16 protein-coding genes are annotated in these 17,620 nt (G+C 44.9%); 12 read left to right on the top strand and 4 right to left on the bottom strand.

All coding sequences use genetic code 11. The features are described from left to right. From AB4Z17_RS17240 to AB4Z17_RS17205, 8 genes are all read left to right on the top strand, one after another. A partial coding sequence (locus tag AB4Z17_RS17240) for a dockerin type I domain-containing protein (RefSeq protein WP_441961031.1) occupies window positions 1-672 on the top strand: 672 nt, incomplete at its 5' end. Window positions 673-705: 33 nt separating this feature from the next. Beyond that, the gene (locus tag AB4Z17_RS17235; RefSeq protein WP_441912453.1) at window positions 706-831 is read left to right on the top strand and encodes a hypothetical protein; all 126 of its coding nucleotides are present in this window, start codon (window positions 706-708) and stop codon (window positions 829-831) included. Between the two features lie 53 nt (window positions 832-884). Then, a complete protein-coding gene (locus AB4Z17_RS17230) occupies window positions 885-1,913 on the top strand; it encodes an S-layer homology domain-containing protein (RefSeq protein ID WP_441961029.1) in 1,029 nt (342 codons plus the stop codon). Between the two features lie 198 nt (window positions 1,914-2,111). Continuing rightward, the gene (locus AB4Z17_RS17225; protein WP_441912455.1) at window positions 2,112-2,780 is read left to right on the top strand and encodes a TOPRIM nucleotidyl transferase/hydrolase domain-containing protein; all 669 of its coding nucleotides are present in this window, start codon (window positions 2,112-2,114) and stop codon (window positions 2,778-2,780) included. A 36-nt stretch (window positions 2,781-2,816) separates the two neighbouring features. Then, entirely contained in the window at window positions 2,817-3,056 is a 240-nt protein-coding gene (locus AB4Z17_RS17220; RefSeq protein WP_441912456.1) for a hypothetical protein, read from the top strand. A 281-nt stretch (window positions 3,057-3,337) separates the two neighbouring features. Further along, complete coding sequence (locus AB4Z17_RS17215; protein ID WP_441961027.1) at window positions 3,338-3,886, top strand: hypothetical protein; 549 nt, start codon at window positions 3,338-3,340, stop codon at window positions 3,884-3,886. A 491-nt stretch (window positions 3,887-4,377) separates the two neighbouring features. Further along, entirely contained in the window at window positions 4,378-6,483 is a 2,106-nt protein-coding gene (locus AB4Z17_RS17210; protein WP_441961025.1) for an ATP-binding protein, read from the top strand. Window positions 6,484-6,501: 18 nt separating this feature from the next. Beyond that, window positions 6,502-7,209: a response regulator transcription factor gene (locus AB4Z17_RS17205; RefSeq protein ID WP_441912459.1), complete on the top strand. Its 708-nt coding sequence runs from the start codon at window positions 6,502-6,504 to the stop codon at window positions 7,207-7,209. Window positions 7,210-7,491: 282 nt separating this feature from the next. On the opposite strand, the gene AB4Z17_RS17200 is transcribed toward AB4Z17_RS17205, so the two are convergent. From AB4Z17_RS17200 to AB4Z17_RS17185, 4 genes are all read right to left on the bottom strand, one after another. Then, a complete protein-coding gene (locus AB4Z17_RS17200; protein WP_441912460.1) occupies window positions 7,492-9,861 on the bottom strand; it encodes a flagellin N-terminal helical domain-containing protein in 2,370 nt (789 codons plus the stop codon). 157 nt (window positions 9,862-10,018) lie between these two features. Further along, entirely contained in the window at window positions 10,019-10,219 is a 201-nt protein-coding gene (locus tag AB4Z17_RS17195; RefSeq protein ID WP_441961023.1) for a carbon storage regulator, read from the bottom strand. 478 nt (window positions 10,220-10,697) lie between these two features. Beyond that, entirely contained in the window at window positions 10,698-10,859 is a 162-nt protein-coding gene (locus AB4Z17_RS17190; protein WP_076269473.1) for a carbon storage regulator, read from the bottom strand. 706 nt (window positions 10,860-11,565) lie between these two features. After that, the gene (locus tag AB4Z17_RS17185) at window positions 11,566-12,369 is read right to left on the bottom strand and encodes a helix-turn-helix domain-containing protein (RefSeq protein ID WP_441961022.1); all 804 of its coding nucleotides are present in this window, start codon (window positions 12,367-12,369) and stop codon (window positions 11,566-11,568) included. A 219-nt stretch (window positions 12,370-12,588) separates the two neighbouring features. Between AB4Z17_RS17185 and AB4Z17_RS17180 the strand changes: the two genes are divergently transcribed. The 4 genes from AB4Z17_RS17180 (at window position 12,589) to AB4Z17_RS17165 (ending at window position 17,374) form a co-directional block, all read left to right on the top strand. After that, complete coding sequence (locus tag AB4Z17_RS17180) at window positions 12,589-14,046, top strand: sulfatase family protein (protein WP_441879714.1); 1,458 nt, start codon at window positions 12,589-12,591, stop codon at window positions 14,044-14,046. A gap of 150 nt (window positions 14,047-14,196) precedes the next feature. Further along, window positions 14,197-15,171, top strand: coding sequence for a formylglycine-generating enzyme family protein (locus AB4Z17_RS17175; protein ID WP_441961037.1), 975 nt, complete (start codon window positions 14,197-14,199; stop codon window positions 15,169-15,171). Between the two features lie 72 nt (window positions 15,172-15,243). Continuing rightward, window positions 15,244-15,567, top strand: coding sequence for a hypothetical protein (locus tag AB4Z17_RS17170; protein WP_441912465.1), 324 nt, complete (start codon window positions 15,244-15,246; stop codon window positions 15,565-15,567). Between the two features lie 937 nt (window positions 15,568-16,504). Continuing rightward, complete coding sequence (locus AB4Z17_RS17165; protein ID WP_339208096.1) at window positions 16,505-17,374, top strand: YitT family protein; 870 nt, start codon at window positions 16,505-16,507, stop codon at window positions 17,372-17,374. Window positions 17,375-17,620 lie beyond the last annotated feature (246 nt).

Below are 17,620 nucleotides of genomic sequence, written 5' to 3'. Positions count from 1 at the left end.
GTATCAATGGAATCGCTCCAGCAAGATTTCAAGCTAGTTGGCGAAGTTAATACGGATGGCAAGCTTAGAACCATCGCGACTAATATTGGAAATACGAATATGACGAATGGATTGATTAGGCTGAAGTTTAAAGCTGTTGCAACGGATAATTCGCAGATCGCTTCCATTCGTGTCACTCAGTTAACGGTTGCTAATGGCGCGGGCCAAGAGGCAGATTGGGCTGGTGCAACCCACACAGTCCAAATTAATAAGATGGATAAGTCGGGCTTGGTGCTTCTTATTGCGGAAGCGCAAAGCGCGCACGATGCAGCAATTGAAGGTGTAAATCCTGGCCAGTATCCATCAGGCGCGAGAGCAACTCTACAGGCAGCAATTGATACCGCTAAAGTGGTGGTGTCAACTCAGGGAGTAAGCCAGGCTGATATTGAAGAGGCGATCAAGAACCTGCACGCAGCTCTGCAAAGCTTCAATGATTCAAGAATTAAAGCAATCGATGGAGATTACAATAACGACAATAGAGTAAGTGTTGGTGACCTTGCGATTGTTGCTTCAGCTTATGGTAAAAATGATCAAGATTCAAATTGGAATGAGTACAGAAGGTTGGATTTGAATGGCGACGGTAAAATTGACATCGTTGATATCTCGATTCTGGCTCGTAAAATTTTGAATTAATTGCATGTAAAAATAAAGAAATGGTGGCCTTGGTTGAAGGTAACTCTGAGCCGCCATTTCTTTATTTTTGGCTTCATAATTGACAAAAAGATGTACGATACGGCACTTGCAACTAACCCTCTAGTTGACGGATTTGCTGCGGCAGAGCGTGAGGTTTGAATCGCAAATATTAGCTTGATCAAATCTTAAATCTCGAAAGGATGGGGATTCTCTTGAAATATCGAGTCGTAATGATGCTTCTAGCTGCTTGGTTTGCACTTTCCGTACTGCCGGCGTACGCAATGGCCAAGGACGCCTCCTTTAGCTTATCAGTCTCCACTCATGCATCCATTAAGGGAAATCAAGTTGTGGTGACTGTGACGGGATCGGATCTTACCGATGTATATGGCTTCGAAATCAATTTGAAGTACGATAAAAACAAACTATTGTACAAAAAAAGCGCAAGCTTGCTGCAAGGGTTCTCCGTTCCGATTGCTCCTGAGGCTGGCCTTGTCGTGTTCGCGCATACGAAGGTTGGCAAGGTTGACGGCCTATCGGGAAAAGTCGAGCTCACAGCAATCACGTTCGAAGTAATTGGCAATAATACGGCAAAGACGACAGTAGAATTAACGCGCGTGAAGCTGGTGAAAAGCGATCTTACTGATACTGTTGTCGAGCCGACAACGAAAGTAGACATCACAGTGCAAGCAGCGGGAAATTCCGGAACATTCAAGGATATTGCTGGTCATTGGGCCAAAGAAGGGATAGAACGCGCTGTCAATATGGGACTTGTAAGCGGTTACGGTGATGGAACTTTCCGTCCGGATTTGAAGATTACGCGCGCGGAGTTCGTTGTCATGGCCGCGAGGGCGTTTGATTTCGAAGCTAAAGGCGGTATGTCGCTAAATTTCAGCGATGTAGATAAGATTCCTGTATGGGCAAGGTCATATATCTCGGAAGCGGAGCAAGCTGGACTTATTAAAGGCTACGCGGATGGTAGCTTCCGTCCGAACCAATTGATTAGCAGGTCCGAAATGGCTGTCCTGATTATGAGGCTGTACGACGGCGAGCTTAACCCGAACGCTAAGGTCTCATTTGCCGATAAGCAGCATATTAAACCATGGGCGCTTCCGTCCGTCGCTGCCGCCGCTGATTTGGGAATAATTAAGGGCAAGAACGGTAATCGTTTCGCGCCTACGGATTCTGCTACTCGGGCTGAAGCGACGATTATGCTGCTTCGTCTGATTGATGCAAAGAGGTGATACTTGATATTCAGTAAATGAAACTAAATGGCAGAAATGTCGTTTGATTTTTTTACTGTTTACACTCTCGACACATGTGGAGTGCTTAATATTGATGGTTCGAAGCGATTAATTGAGATCTATTCGAGGGGGATATAAGTATGAAACTACATTCATTCAAAAAAATCATCACAAATATTGAATTGCTTACAATTTGTTTTGGAAAAAGTTCAAAAAAACGAAAAAACTTTGGAAGTTGAATCTATCAGAGTAAATCCTTTTAACATAAGTAAGGCATTTAAATCTTTACATGAAGACGATCAAACCTACGTTAAAATGCTATTTAAAATAGATGATTCAATTGCAAAGGTCTTTTTCGCTAGGAAAATACTAATAATTGAGGGTGACACAGAAGATATTGTGTTCAGAGAGACAATCAATAGAATGAGCGAGGATAGAAGGAAAGATGTGACTTATAATTGGGAAATAGTTAAAGCAAGAGGTAAAGCGACTATTATTTCTCTTGTAAAGTATTTGAAGGCAATGGGCTTTCAACCGTACGTAGTTCATGACCTAGATATTGGAACGGAACATGCTATGAAGTTTAATGAACCAATCCAAGTAGCCGTTGGAAGTGTAATTCACGTGTTTCCACTAGCAAACTGCATTGAAGATGTGCTAGGATATCCTGCTCCTTCAAGTAATAAACCAGTCAAAGCGTATAAACATATCTTAACTACTTGGAATCAAGATTGGGAAAGTGTTACTGAAGATTGGAGAAAAATTGTAGAAAGTATATTTTTCAGCTCGAATGAAGGACAAGAATCCGTGGATGTCGTATTGGAAGAGATATCAAGAATTTGGGAAGCTGCACCTGCAAGCGAGTAGTCTGAAAGTAGGCACGCTTTCTTATTTTATGAGATCATGGAAGAAGATAAGAAACATGGAAAATATGTCGGTCCGCTTCCCTATGGATTGTTACAAAGTGATTCAAGAGCCCAGATCGAAGCCAAGCAGGGCACACCCACGAGGATAGCCGAGGAGTTGGATAACTATTATTTGGATGGCCTCATGTGGACGGCAGCCTTTGAGGGGGAAAGGTTTCAATTTCTGAAGTTGGCTGTTCCAACAAACGGCAAGCGAAAATATGGCCTCTGCCCATGATGCATTGCCGAACCGACACAAAGGTTGAACGTTCTTTCCAAGCTGATTTGCGATTAATGGATATTAGTCGTTATACATACGGCCATTAGGGCAGAAGCCTTTGCTCCCTTTGGGGACATGTTGAGCCTGCGACAGGAACGAAATACTTTTGTTTTTCAATAACGTCATATTCAGAAGCCATCGAGACGGTGGACGGTTATTATCAGAAAAAAGTTTGCTCCACACGCAACGAATTCATCACGTTGTGTGCATTGAGCGAAGCGAAAGGAATGGAATTAAGCATGAAAGAACCATCTGAACAGCTCATTGAGATGCTTGGCCATCCGTACAATCCTAAGAATGTTCAAGCTTTGCTGCAATCATTCGGCGTCAAGCGAATGCCGACTCCGAACAGCTATTTCAGCGATGATATCATTTGGTCGGTGAAATCATCGATACGCATCGATATTTATCGCGCTCCAAAAATAAATGATCTAACTGGACTTCAATATACAACTCAAGATGGATGGATCATTGGCGCCTTACATTTTCTTGCACCCGGGTCGGATGATAGAATTAAAGCTCCGTTTCCCGGAAAGCTTCCCAATGGAATCACGATGAGCTCAATACCGGATGAGTCGATAAAGGCATATGGTCAACCTGAACTGGATGAAGAATGTGACTGGCCTGGATTTTCCGGTCGAATTTTGGCATGGCGCAAGCCGGGCATAAATATCGTAATTGAATATGCGGATAGTGAGATCGATAGAGTGATGAGAAGCTACACGGCCTGTTTAATTGGCTGCATAGGTGCCTGGCGAGACGATAATCCGGAGGTCTATGCTCCCTGATTGCATGTCGACAATTTCTAGTTGGGTAGACGTGGAATCATTAAATTCACATATCGGTAGGGCCGTCCTCACCAAATATCTCGGGTACAGATATTTATTAAGCCAAAAGTTTAGAAACCGACACACAAGTCATGTGGAGTGCTGTGTGTCGCTCGTAAGGAAGTAGTAGTTAAGAGCCGCATTTACCTGTGTATTGAAGTTCGAATGTATTTGAATCTACCGCTATGATCTGCATCGGTGAGTCCGTTATATTCTTCTTGCTTAAAACAGGGGTTTACACGTTAATTAACCGTCCGGGGGTGGACGGTTTTTCTTACGTTCAAAAAAGGACCTCATCGTGATGTTTGTGTTCAACGCCTCATAGATATTTGCAGGGTACATTTTCCTATAATGATGATATGATTTAGATAATCTACTTACTTATTGTGCTCTTGCAGATTGGGGTTTGGTTCATAATGAGGGGAATTCTCCGATTCGGTTCTCGTACTATCTTGTTTTATATAATTGCTGCCCTTGTTATTGGTTCGGTTGTAAGCTATGTCGTCGTCCCTGCACCGGACTCCCCTAAGTTCCAAAGTGAAAAAGGCATTCTGGATTTAACGCAGGCTCATGTCAGTGAGAACCCGGTAAAGTTAAAAGGGGAGTGGGCGTTCTATTGGCAAGAGCTGCTGTCGCCTGAGGACATACAGAATCGCTTAGCAAGGGACGGAAATCATGATCGCTGGATCAGCATCCCTGGCTCATGGTTAGGCTATCAATTAGATGGTCAGCGGCTGAACGGTACAGGCTTTGCAACCTTTCGGGTGGTCATAAAGCTTAGCGAGCAGGATAGGAATGAGCGGCTTGCTCTGCGGATGCCTACCATCTTTCATGCGTATAAATTATGGGTTAATGGCGAGCTGTTGGCAGAGGTTGGTGTGGTTGGGCAGGACAAGAGCAGCGTGACACCGCATCTGGCAACGAAGCTGGTGTTCTTTCAGCCCGAAAATGACAGGGTAGAGCTGGTTATGCAAGTAGCCAACTTCCATCATAAGCGAGGCGGCATCACCAAGTATATAGAGCTCGGCGGCAGTGATGTGTTAACGGTTAGGACAAATCTGAGAATCGCCGCAGAAATGTTCACCACCGCAGGCCTGCTTGTGATTGGCGTATATCATCTGCTATTGTTCGGACTGCGACGCAAAGACAGGGCTCCATTGTATTTTGGTCTGTTCACCACGTTGTCCGGTATCCGATCCTTGCTGGTCGGCGAGCTCTTACTCACACAATTGTGGCCATCTTTTCCATGGGGATTGCAGTTCAAGATCGAATACCTGATTCTTTGCAGCATTGGTTATATCATGACGATGTACTTTGATAGCATTTTTCCGAATTATGTGTCGCGTTGGTTTCATCTTGTCACGCGGATCGTTACCGGCGCATTCTGTATCGTTGTTGTGGTGACCCCTGCACTTCTATATACCAAAATGTTAATGATGATCGGTGTGATGGTTTTTCTGCATATGGTTTATCTGATGGTTGGTCTAGTCAAAGCGGCTATGCGGCGTATGGAGGGAGCGCTAATCTTCCTGCTCGTGTCGGTGGTTGGTTTAGTTACTGTCGTCAACGATTTTTTATATTACAACGAATGGTCGCTGATCGGAAATACATCTCCGCTTGGTTTGTTGGTGTTTACGATCGCACAGATGATTCTGCTTTCTTCGAGATTTACGAGGGCGGCATCCAACGAGGAGAGGATTGCACGTGAACTGCAGGACGCTAACAACAAGCTGACCGAAATGAATATGAATTTGGAACGAACCGTGCAGGAGCGCACACAGGCCTTATCCACTGCTCATGATGATCTCCGCACGTCGTATGACCGGTTGCTTCACTCCGAGGAAGGGAGGAAGAAGCTCCTTGCCTATATAACGCACGATTTGCGTATGCCGCTGTCCAGTATGCTTGGTTATGTAGAAGCTGTGCAGGACAGGGTCAAGCCGGAACGTAATGAACAGTACTTGAAGTATATCCGGGATAACACGATAAGGGTTAACCGCATGATCGAGGAGTTGTCCTTCTTGTCGCATTTGGAGACGGGACAAGTCTCGTACCGAATGGAGCAGGTTCATGTGGTTGACTTCTTGCGCCGGTTCTATGAACAATATGAGCTAGTTGTGCGTGACGCAGGGTTGGATTTCACGCTGGATTTCAGAGATATGGAAGATCAACGCCCTAACGTGCTTGTTGTCGAAATGGATGCGCAAAGATTAGAGCAGGCATTGTTTAATCTAGTGTCGAACGCGATGAAGTTCACTTCTAGCAGTGGGTCGGTGCGTATTGCATTAGCTGTTGAAGAAGAGGATCATATCCGCCGTGCAATCATTAGCGTGCAAGATTCAGGCATAGGTATTCCCCCAGAGCAGCTCGAGCAAATCTTCGATCGCAATTACAGGTATGATCGACCGGGCCTGGAGAAGGGTATAGAGGGCAGCGGGCTCGGGCTGGCGATTTGCAGGGAAATCGTCCAAGCGCATGGAGGGACGATTCGAGCGGAGAGCGACGGCAAGACGGGGGCAATATTCTATGTATCGCTTCCTTGTATTCTTGTATTGTAGAAGAAAGAAGGTGACAGCATGATGGACATGCACAAAATTATGATCGTCGATGATGATCCCAATATATGCGAGATTGTTCAGGTGTATTGCGAGCGTGAAGGCTTCATATGCTCCTACAGCTACAGCGGGGCAGAAGCCATGAAACTGCTTGCGTCGTTCGAGCCGGATTTAATTGTACTGGATGTATTGTTGGCTAATGAAAACGGCATAGATTGGTGCAGAAACGCACGTATCTTAACGAATGCGCCGATCGTGTTTCTGAGCAGCCGTGAGGAGGACGAGGTCAAAATCAGCGCATTATCCTATGGCGGCGACGATTATGTGACCAAGCCGTTTAGTCCAGGAGTACTCATGGCCAAGATCAAGGCTCACCTTCGCAGAGTGTCGACGGGCAGAAGGGAACAACTGCTAGAGTTACCGGGTTTGACGCTGGATTACTACGCACAGTCCGTCATCACGGGTAGTGAAACTATTTTTTTAACGAAAAAAGAGTTCAGTCTACTGTCCTATTTGGCACAAAACGTTAACCGTGTCGTCACTGTCGATATGTTGTTTCAGCTCATCTGGGGAATGGAGAGTCTGGAGGATACGAGAACCGTCGCTGTACACATCAGTAACTTACGTAAGAAGATCGAGGCTGACCCTGTCAATCCTGAGAGAATCATTACGATTCGGGGGGCCGGATATATGCTGGTTGCCAGAAGTGCGTTGCAAGCGAGAACATAGCGTTAAGGTTGGTAGTGTGACCACGACTGCCGCTAACACACTACAGCTAGAAGGGATAGAACCAAGCTGCCTTGATTGTAGTGAGCTGAACCGTATCATAATTAAAGCGAAATCCGTGGCAGACGTTCTGGAGAGAATCCCAGACTTCATGCCAAACAACCTCCAATTCCACCTATGATAAAGTGGAGATGGAGGTTGTTTTTATATGAAAAATTAGTAATAAGTGGAAATCGAAAAGTTATAAATGGGCCTTTGGGAAAACCCCTTCGGGATTTTGGGAAATTAACGTAGCAATTGCAGTACGCCTTGCGGCTGTTGGTTGGCTTGAGCCAACATAGATTGTGCTGCTTGAGTAAGAATGTTGTTCTTAGTGAACTCCATCATTTCCTTCGCCATATCCACGTCGCGGATACGCGACTCAGCGGCAGTAAGGTTTTCAGAAGCAGCTCCAAGGTTGTTAATGGTGTGATCCAAACGATTTTGGTATGCACCTAATTTGGAGCGTTCGGCGGATACAGCATTAATGGAATTGTCTAGTACTGCAATTGCTCCAGAAGCTTTAGTAGCATCCGAAACATCAAGGGAGTACTCAACATTAACGTTATCAGTGCCATTATTGGTTTGTTTCGTAGTTGTCCAAGCAGCGCCTGTAATCACTTTTCCACTTTTATCTTTAATTACTGCAGATGTATCAGAAGAAGTTAAACCGAGAGCACTTGCACGCATGTCTGCAACATTCATGGACAAGGACTGACCTTGGTTTGCTCCGACTTGCATCGACAAGGATTTGTCCTCAACACCGCCTTCAACTGTAAAAGCGGCTTGACCATTCGTGTTTGCGCCAATATTTACTTTGAGGCCATTTCCAAAATCGATCGTGGAGTTGGCTGCAATATCAGATTTCTTAGTTGTATCACCAGTTGTTGTATTTGTCAGCGTAGCGGTTTTCGTTGTTGCGGCAGTAACGCTAAATCCATGTGTTGTAGGGCCAGTAAGTGTACCGATAGTAAGATCTACGCCATTACCCAGGTTATAAGTGCCGCCATCCTCAAACGTTAACGTTTGCGTGCCAACCACAACGCCGCCATTGGCATCGTGGACTGTTGCAGTATAAGCATTTGCGGTACCAACGGTAAGGTCAAAAGTGTTAGAAGCGCTATACGTTGTACTATCAGCACGTGTATCAATGCTTACTCCGTTTGCGAAGGTAACTGTGCTGCCGGCAGTAAAGGTTACGTCAGGTCCGCCGTCAAATGATGCTGCAAGCTCATTAGTGACAGTAAAGCTATCAGTTCCATTGATAATTGTGTTACCAACGCCGTGGGCAATCGTGAAATCTCCAATTGTTACACTACCTGCAGCAGCACCTGCAGCAATAGATGTAGTACCTACAGTGCTGCCGCCTTGACTTAATGTAACCGTGCTGCTTACATCAAATGTTTGGTGATTTCCGGCTGCGTTAGCTCCAGTTAATGTGGTATTAACGCCAGTAGCGGTTTTAAAGCTTACACCGAAGTCATTAGATGTTCCCAATGCCTTGAATTGATAATTTTGTACGTTGTTATCAAGAATAACTTTGTCTGTTAAAGCTGTAGTGCCGTCGGTATCCATTAATTGAACACTAAAAATACCGTTGCCTTCATCTGCATAAGCAAGTTGATATCCTACTCCATTGCTCAGTGCCGAAGAATTATCTAAACTCAAAGTAAGGGCACCAGCCGCACCTGCGGCAACAGTACCATTGTTTACCGCACCTAAAACGCCTACAGTTTTTATATCAAAGCTTCCAGACACTGGGTTGTTACCTGTAACCGTAATACCATCGGCCGTAAGGCCTGTATTGGCACCGGTGAATGCCCCGGTTGCAACAGAATCTGTTCTTGTAATTGTTACTTCATGTGCACCGTTAGCCAAAGTAGAAGTAGGAGCAATCGAAACGCCTGTTACAGAGCCGACCGGAGTATCAAGCAATGCATTCTTCGTTTGCGTTTGGCCAATACGAATTTCATAATCGCCGCTGTTAAGACTTGAGTTTGCCCCAACGCTAACGTTTTTAATTGCATTATCAGCAGTATGGGTTGCGGATTTCGTTACAGTGTCTGTAACATCTACTGTATAATTTCCTGCCTTCAGAGAACTGTTCTTATCTAAGTCCGGATTCGAAATAGTCGTCGTTCCCGCATTGAAAGGATTAGTGGTTTTATCAATCGTTACAACACCGGATTTTTCCGAAATATCCCCATTTAACAGTTTTTTCGTGTTGAACTCGGTCGTATTACCAATACGGTTAATTTCAGCTGATAATTGGTTGATTTCCTTCTGAATTTCACCGCGGTCATCAGCAGTGTTCGTATCGTTGGCAGCTTGCGTTGCGAGTTCTTTCATACGTTGAAGGATGCTATGTGTTTCGGTCAAAGCTCCTTCCGCCGTCTGAATCAGGGATATCGAATCTTGCGCGTTGCGCTGTGCTTGATCCAATCCGCGGATTTGTGCTCGCATTTTTTCGGAAATCGCAAGACCTGCAGCGTCGTCGCCCGCACGGTTGATACGAAGACCGGAAGACAATTTCTCTAAAGATTTTCCTGCTGCTCCTGTGTTGCCTGCTAATTGCCGATGGGTGTTCTGTGCTGCAATGTTGTGGTTAATTCTCATTTCTCATTACCTCCATGTGGTGTGTTTTAGGTGCCTATCCGTTGGCATCCTTTGAAGCGCATACCCTGTACTCACAAGTCGTTGATGGATTGCGCGCTAATCCAAAACAAGGATTTGTAAGTCAAACTGTTATCTTCCTTGACTTCACCACTCGTCCTTAAGTGGCAGGAGCATCGACCTTTTTTGCCGTTTCTAAGGCTATATTGTTTTCTTCCCATAACTCTCCACGAACAATAGAAATATGCTTTGGTGCTTCAATCGCCAAACGTAAATGGCCTTCATCGCTCTTAATGACCTTTACCATAATGTTGTTGTCGATCAGCACATATTCTCCGGGTCTTCTCCCTAACACGAGCATTAGCTCATCCCCTTATCCCGCTCAGTAAATTGACATAAAAAAATGAGCAAACAAACCACTGTCATTCTTCCTCCTGAAGAATGACGGCGACTCATTTGCTCATCCTAAGTCTCGTAATTATTAAATAAGTATTCATTTGTAAAAAACTACATTTAAACAGCAAAAAGACGAATAAATAGGCATCTGTTTCAAATGTTCTTCCTTGAAACTACATGCGTATTTACTCGTCCATGAGTAATCGAATATGAGATTAATTTATATATCGACAATGTATTTGAAATGTTTAGTCTTTTTGAAAAAAAAATTTGAAAGTTATTATCCTAAATTACGAAAGCCTATGGTTTCAGTTGTTTGTGAAAAATGGGATAGGGCATCTCATAGGCTTTTGCCCATACGAAGCAAGTCCTTGTTTAAATATCTAAGGAAAGCTGCAAGTAAATAAAAGGGTCACTACTGTTGCATAAATCTTTAGAATTATTTAGTCGGAAAATTCCGGAAGTAATTCTCCGCGAACGATAGAGATATCTTTTGGCGCTTCAATAGCCAAGCGTAAGTGCCCCTCTTCACTTTTAATTACCTTTATGATAATTTTTTCGTTGATTACTATGTATTGTCCGGGTTTTCTTCCAAGAACCAGCATCAGACTCACTCCTTTACAGTGAAGGACCTTTATATGATTTGAACTTATTTTACGAGAATTATCATTTATTCAATTCAATTGAAGTTTCCAAATTGCCTCCTGCAGCATTAAAATTCTACCATCCCCATAACCCTTAATGAGAGTCTGACTTTGTATTCTCGCTTGCTGTATAGGCAGCAGGGAGGGGGAAGCTCAGTAGCAACGCTAAAAACAAGCTGACCATTCGCCTTTTCATAAAGTTTTTCCTCCATGTATATTATCATGATAGATTAGCCCATTAATGAAACTCAAAGAAAACTTTAAGTTCGTGCTAGAGATAAAGCATACCAAAGAAAAAGATTACAAAGATAATTGGCTGTAAGAACGTAGATTCGATACGATATGAAGCGATTGTAACAGATGTCGCGGCAAAGCGGTCGCTTCCCGCATACGGGCCATGTGGAGTGTTTAATATTTAAGGTGCTAACAATGGTTGAGATGTAGCTGTATCGCTCGTACACGTTATGACATGCTGGATTGGTACTTGGCTAAATTAGCCTTGGATGTTTTGATTTCACGCGGAGGGAATTGTGTGTAGTTTATGGGATTGAGGGGATTATCGGGGAGTATCAGGTTTCGCGTCGCCACGGATAGCGACAATGGATAGTTTCCTTCTTTATAACCGGGCCCGCAGATACCTGCGGGCTGTTATGCTATGGTACAGAGCTCAGGTGAACAACTGGGCCGCGTCCTGCTGGTTCCCGTAGATCATGAAGTCTGTAGGTGACATCGAGGTGTATTTTTTGAATACCCGGAAAAAGTAAGAGGTGTCATAGTAGCCTAAATAGTTTGAGATATTGGAGATGGACATGTCGGAGTTCAACAACAGGTYACATGCTTCTATCACGCGCAATTGATGGATGTATTTGATCGGCGATTGTCCGATAACCTCTCGGAATACGGCGATCGTATAGTTCGGTGACCGCTGAATTAATCGTGCCAGATCCTTGATCTCAATCTGTTCGCGGTAGTGGTCTAGCAAATAGTGTTTTATCCTATCGGCATATTTCGTTTTGATCGGTATAACCTCGGGCTTCTCTAGTTCTCTTGCGATGATGCCAATCAGCTCTTGCAGGATGCCGTGGCAAATGAAGGTTCTAAAGTTCTCCCTCTGCCGCGTTTCCTCAAACAAGCGTTCAAATCTTCGATGCACGTACTGAAGCCTCCACAGCTTGAAATGTACAAATTTCTTTTCGTGAAGAAAAGGAATGAATGGCATAGCATCAGCTTCATAGTTGAAGATGATCGTAAACTTTTGGTGTGGGCCGGAAGGGTGATTTTCTCCGGCGCGACGCGAGCCATGTGGGATAAACAAAAAGTCTCCCCGTTCACCGGTATACTCTTCGTTTTCGATCCTGTAAGTAACTTTGCCCTCCATGACAAGAACAAGCACATTGTAATTGATAACCTCGGAATGCGTACGCCAATTCGGGATGAAATCGTCAAAATGTACAGCTCTAATTGTCAGCATAAGCATCACCCGTTTTGTGAAAATAGTTGCCTTTATTATAGCATTGATAATTATCTTAATGTAAACGAAAACATGTTGAAATCTTCAAGTTAGTGTTGAAATGTACATCTTCCGGAGATTATGTACATCGACAAAGAAAAAGGGTGACTCTTATACTGAAGATAATGCTTAAAGAAGGCGTTAAGAACGACTAATAATCGTAGTAAAGGAGATTGAACGATGCGAGTATTGCTGCTTGATCTTGATTCCACCAGACCTGACCATCTTGGCTGTTACGGGTACCATAGGAATACCTCCCCCCATATTGACCGGATTGCCGCCGAAGGAGTCCGTTTCGATAATTATTACACGTCCGATGCGCCGTGCTTCCCCTCTAGAACGGCGCTTATGACAGGGAGATTCGGCATTCATAACGGGGTTGTCGGTCACGGAGGGACAGCTGCGGATGTGCGCCATGAAGGCGAATCCCGCGATTTCCGCAGCAGGCTGGCCAGTGAAAGCTTCCCTTCGCTGTTCCGCAGCGCGGGGATGAAAACCTCACTTGTCAGCCCGTTCGGAGAAAGGCACACCGCCTGGACGTTCTATGCCGGATTCAATGAAATTTACAATACGGGCAAGGGCGGCATGGAGTCGGCCGAGGAGGTGACACCGGTCGTGCTCGAGTGGCTTGAGCGCAATGCCGAGCAGGATGATTGGATGCTTTACGTAAATTATTGGGACCCGCATACGCCATATCGTGCGCCGGAGGAATTCGGGAACCCGTTCAAGGACGATCCGCTCCCGGAGTGGATTACCGATGATATATTTGCAGCGCACCGAGAAAAGGTGGGACCGCACAGCGCGCACGAGATCAACATGTATAACAACCGTGTCTCGCCCCAATATCCCCGTCATCCCGGGGAGCTTGTGGATCGCAATGATCTCCGCCGTATGATTGACGGGTACGATTGCGGTGTGCGCCATATGGACGATAACATCGGTATGATTCTGAACGCGATGGAGAAGAAAGGCATTCTGGACGATACCGTAATTATTATAACGGCTGATCACGGAGAGAATATGGGCGAGCTTGGCATCTACGGCGAACATGGTACGGCAGACCAAGCGACATGCCGGATCCCGATGATCATCCGCTGGCCGGGCTGCATAGCGGGTCATGTGGATAGAGGCCTTCACTACCATCTGGATTTGCCGCCGACGATGGCGGAGCTGTTGGGACTTCAGCAGGCGCCGAGCTGGGACGGCCGCAGTTATGCCGACTCGATACTGACGGGCGAAGATACGGGACGCGACAGCCTCATTATTTCGCAATGTGCACATGTGTGCCAGCGCAGCGTAAGGTTCGACGAATGGCTATACATCCGCACCTACCACGATGGCTATCATTTGTTCGACAAAGAGATGTTGTTTCATATCAAGGATGACATTCATGAGCTGCATAACTTGGCTCCCGCCCGCCCTGACATATGCAGAGAGGCTGCATACCGCCTGCTCGACTGGCATGATCAGATGATGATGTCGATGGAGCACGATGTTGACCCGCTCTGGACCGTCATACGAGAAGGCGGGCCTTATCATGCCAAGGGCAATCTCAGCGAATATGCCGAAAGACTTATCGAGTCGGGCAGAGGACGTTATGTGGAGGAATTGAGAAAGAGACATCCACAAGAGAATTAGCAGTGAAAATGTTGAAAAAATTAATGTTTGAAGAAACGCCAGCAGTCCTTTTAAATCAATTTTCATGAGAGAGTTGTTCACTTTAGTGAAAAAATAATTTGAAGGATTTCTGGTGGCTTTCATGTGGAGGGAGACGAAGGAGTGGAACAAATGAAATCCTGCTGTGCGGCAAGCAGGCTGCAAGCGAACATTGAGCACAGTGTTATAGCGGTCAAAGCACCGTCACAAACTGCCGTTCCGGAGCCGGATCACATCGACTTGGATTGGGCTATCATACCAGGCGGTTCCTTCGAAATGGGAACAATGACTAGCGAAGGGTTTCCAAGCGATGGTGAAGGTCCGGTTCGGAGGGTGGAACTCGAAGCCTTCAAAATCTCGACTTGCCCCGTGACGAACGCGCAGTTTCGGGCATTCGTGGATGCAACCGGATATCGAACTGAAGCAGAAAGCTATGGATGGTCATATGTCTTCCATTTGCTGGTATCAGACGAAACGAACATCAGGGTTAAAAATGTACCTCGGCAAGTCCCCTGGTGGCTTGTCGTTGATGGAGCAAATTGGAACAACCCGGAAGGGCCGGATTCGAGCATTGAGGGTCGTATGGATCATCCGGTCGTTCATGTCTCTTGGAATGATGCCGCGGCGTTCTGCTCCTGGTCTGGGACAAGACTGCCGACGGAAGCGGAGTGGGAATATGCGGCACGAGGCGGTTTACAAGGCAGGACCTATCCTTGGGGGGACCTGCTCAAGCCGGACGGTAGGCATATGTGCAATATATGGCAGGGAAAGTTCCCAATTAAAAATAATGCAAGCGATGGTTATATCGGTACTGCTCCTGCTCAGTCGTTTGATCCGAACGGTTACGGACTGTATAATATGGCAGGAAATGTATGGGAATGGTGTGCGGATTGGTTCAGTCCTGCCTATCACCGTCAAACGTCTTCAGTGAATCCACGATACACACATGATACAGGCAAAAGGTCGATGAGAGGCGGCTCGTATCTGTGCCATCGCTCCTACTGCAACCGCTACAGGGTAGCGGCGAGAAGCGGCAATACACAAGACAGCTCAACGGGCAACATTGGCTTCCGCGTGGCCGCGGACCTAGTCCCTAAAGTAACTTAACGGCTATCGAAACGGAATAAATGGAGTATCTTAATACCCTCACGGTAACGGTGAATATTATGCCATGTGATCATGGAGTTTAAAATCACGATTAACCGGAGGATTTTTTGTCGTCGCTCTTGTGCTGAAGCGTTCGGCGCGCAGGCGAGCCTGCTGCGAATTTTCTCCAATAAATTAAATAATCAACTGGAAAATATCATGCCTGATTACCAGAGGTTGGCGCTGGAGAATGAGAAGGATATCGATCTAATTCAGGGTTGTTTTTTCAACTGTTGGAGCAATGGTCAAGGCATCATAATCGAGATGAAAGAAAGAGCCGCTTGCTACTTATTTGAATATTTTCCGAATCGAAAAAGCGAAGCTACTGCTGCTGTATTCGCATCTGAAGGTGTATGAGGTCGCGGACATGTCGGCTGTACCTACTGCCTTGTTTTGACAATTGTTTGAATGGAGAAATCATGTTATCCGTTAGTCAATTCCCTATGGGGGCAGAAGATGAACGATATGTTCATTTCTGTCCTTTTTTGTTTTAAAAATAATGAGAAAGTGAGGAGTTAGAAAAATGTAATCGACGAAGTTTAGAAACAGATGAACCTAGATGGATGGCGATAGAAGATTTGGGAAGTGTTAAATCTCCTCCACCTGGTGTAAATTGGTCGCCAAGGGTTGCGGAGGCATTAGCCAGAATCCATACCAATAATATGCATAGAGGTCAAGAGATGCTGTGGCTCCCCCATGCTGATGGTCATTATTTATGGTGTTCCTCTATTTGCCTTCCAATCAGTTTCCTTGGCAATGTCAAATAGCCCACTTATGATTTAATGAATTAGGAGCGGTCGGTTTTGCTTAAAGATGAATAGCTTCCTCCTATGTATTTTTTAATTTTAGCTCTCGCAAGTGGAGTCGTTCATTAATATACAGGAATAACAAATGTTATCCATTATTAAACTCCAATTTATTTCTAGCGCTGATATTAGTGATGAGTTGAACTTATCCACATTTCACTTCAAATACATAACGCTGCAATCCCATTGGCAACGATGAAGTCAAAGGTTCGAACCCAGCGGAATCCATAATAATTAAAGCCTTTAAACACAGCATATCGGGTGTTTAAAGGCTTTTGTATGGTGAGTAGGTTTAGAAATCTAGTTCGAGGTCGCATTTGCACTTTTTTTATTATTCGGTTGCGTTTTGATATGGATTGCATAGGGTGGACGAGCCGCTATAGGAATGTAATAATTGACTTTAGGCAAATAGATATTTAGAATTTTAAAGGGAAAAATGTTTACATTTAGTGAAGTTACAGAAACGAGACTAGGAAATGAGGTTTAAAATGAAGAAAGAAAATAAACAGACAGCAGTATTGGTCGCGGTGCTGCGAGGACTCATCGTTGTCATTGGTGCTTTTATTACGGCCTATGGCCTTGAGGCAGTATTAATTCCGAACAACGTATCGGACGGCGGCGTGACGGGCCTTAGCATCGTAGGATCGAATCTTTTCGGGTTGCCTTTGGGACTTCTCATTGCGATTCTGAATATACCGTTCGTATATTTAGGGTATAAACAGATTGGAAAAAGCTTCGCGATATATTCCGTGATCGGTATTGCTTCACTGGCCGTGGGTACCGTCGTTATGCACCATATTACTCCGATCGTAGAAGGTGATACGCTCCTCGTCACCGTTGTCGGAGGCATCATTATCGGTTTGGGAATGGGTCTTGCTCTTCGGAACGGCGGCGCACTGGATGGCATTGATATGCTGGCGGTATTGCTTTCCCGGAAGCTTCCTTTCGGTACAAGCGATCTTATCTTATTCCTGAACGTATTCGTATTTATCGTCGTCTCGACCGTATTTGGCTTGCAGGGTGCTATACTATCGGGTATTGCTTATTTTATAGCTTCCAAGGTGATACATATCGTCGAAGAAGGCCTCAGCGGAGCTAAAACGTTTAAGATCATTACCAAACATCCTGAAAGCATGATTGACACTATTCGCGATCGCTTGGGTCGCGGCGCTACGTATAGCGTGGTGCAAGGCGGCTATTCCAATGAGCATTTTAAAGAAATCACATGCGTCATTAACCGTCTGGAAGAGCGGAAAATGAAAGAAATTATTCGTGAGATTGACGAAAATGCTTTCATCATGGTGTATGAGGTTGCTGAAGTAAAAGGTGGCAGCTTTAAGAAAAAGGACATCCACTAAAATATTTCAAAGGCGACATTCTAGGAATGAGCTCGGTACTATACCGGACTCATTCCTTTTTATTTTGCCTTCACTAAGTTAAATCGAGTGCGGCGATAACCTTAGCGCCCTTTTTAATCTATCGTCCATAAAAAAATTTTTTATTGTGAAAAATAATAGGCTCTTCGATTGTATTACTAATGTAAGGGCGAGATCAGAAACAACGAATAGAATATTTGAATTTCAACTAAAAACTCTACGAGGTGA

The organism is Paenibacillus sp. TAF43_2 (assembly GCF_052113545.1).
Taxonomy (GTDB): Bacteria; Bacillota; Bacilli; order Paenibacillales; family Paenibacillaceae; genus Pristimantibacillus.
This window is presented reverse-complemented; position numbering and strand designations above follow the sequence as displayed.

What these genes read in the sequence shown, in the direction of transcription:
- AB4Z17_RS17180 (WP_441879714.1), top strand. Translation starts at nt 12,589, where the DNA reads ATGCGAGTATTGCTGCTTGATCTTGATTCCACCAGACCTGACCATCTT.
- AB4Z17_RS17165 (WP_339208096.1), top strand. Translation starts at nt 16,505, where the DNA reads ATGAAGAAAGAAAATAAACAGACAGCAGTATTGGTCGCGGTGCTGCGA.
- AB4Z17_RS17170 (WP_441912465.1), top strand. Translation starts at nt 15,244, where the DNA reads ATGGAGTTTAAAATCACGATTAACCGGAGGATTTTTTGTCGTCGCTCT.
- AB4Z17_RS17220 (WP_441912456.1), top strand. Translation starts at nt 2,817, where the DNA reads ATGGAAGAAGATAAGAAACATGGAAAATATGTCGGTCCGCTTCCCTAT.
- AB4Z17_RS17215 (WP_441961027.1), top strand. Translation starts at nt 3,338, where the DNA reads ATGAAAGAACCATCTGAACAGCTCATTGAGATGCTTGGCCATCCGTAC.
- AB4Z17_RS17205 (WP_441912459.1), top strand. Translation starts at nt 6,502, where the DNA reads ATGATGGACATGCACAAAATTATGATCGTCGATGATGATCCCAATATA.
- AB4Z17_RS17195 (WP_441961023.1), bottom strand. Translation starts at nt 10,219, where the DNA reads ATGCTCGTGTTAGGGAGAAGACCCGGAGAATATGTGCTGATCGACAAC.
- AB4Z17_RS17175 (WP_441961037.1), top strand. Translation starts at nt 14,197, where the DNA reads ATGAAATCCTGCTGTGCGGCAAGCAGGCTGCAAGCGAACATTGAGCAC.
- AB4Z17_RS17200 (WP_441912460.1), bottom strand. Translation starts at nt 9,861, where the DNA reads ATGAGAATTAACCACAACATTGCAGCACAGAACACCCATCGGCAATTA.
- AB4Z17_RS17190 (WP_076269473.1), bottom strand. Translation starts at nt 10,859, where the DNA reads ATGCTGGTTCTTGGAAGAAAACCCGGACAATACATAGTAATCAACGAA.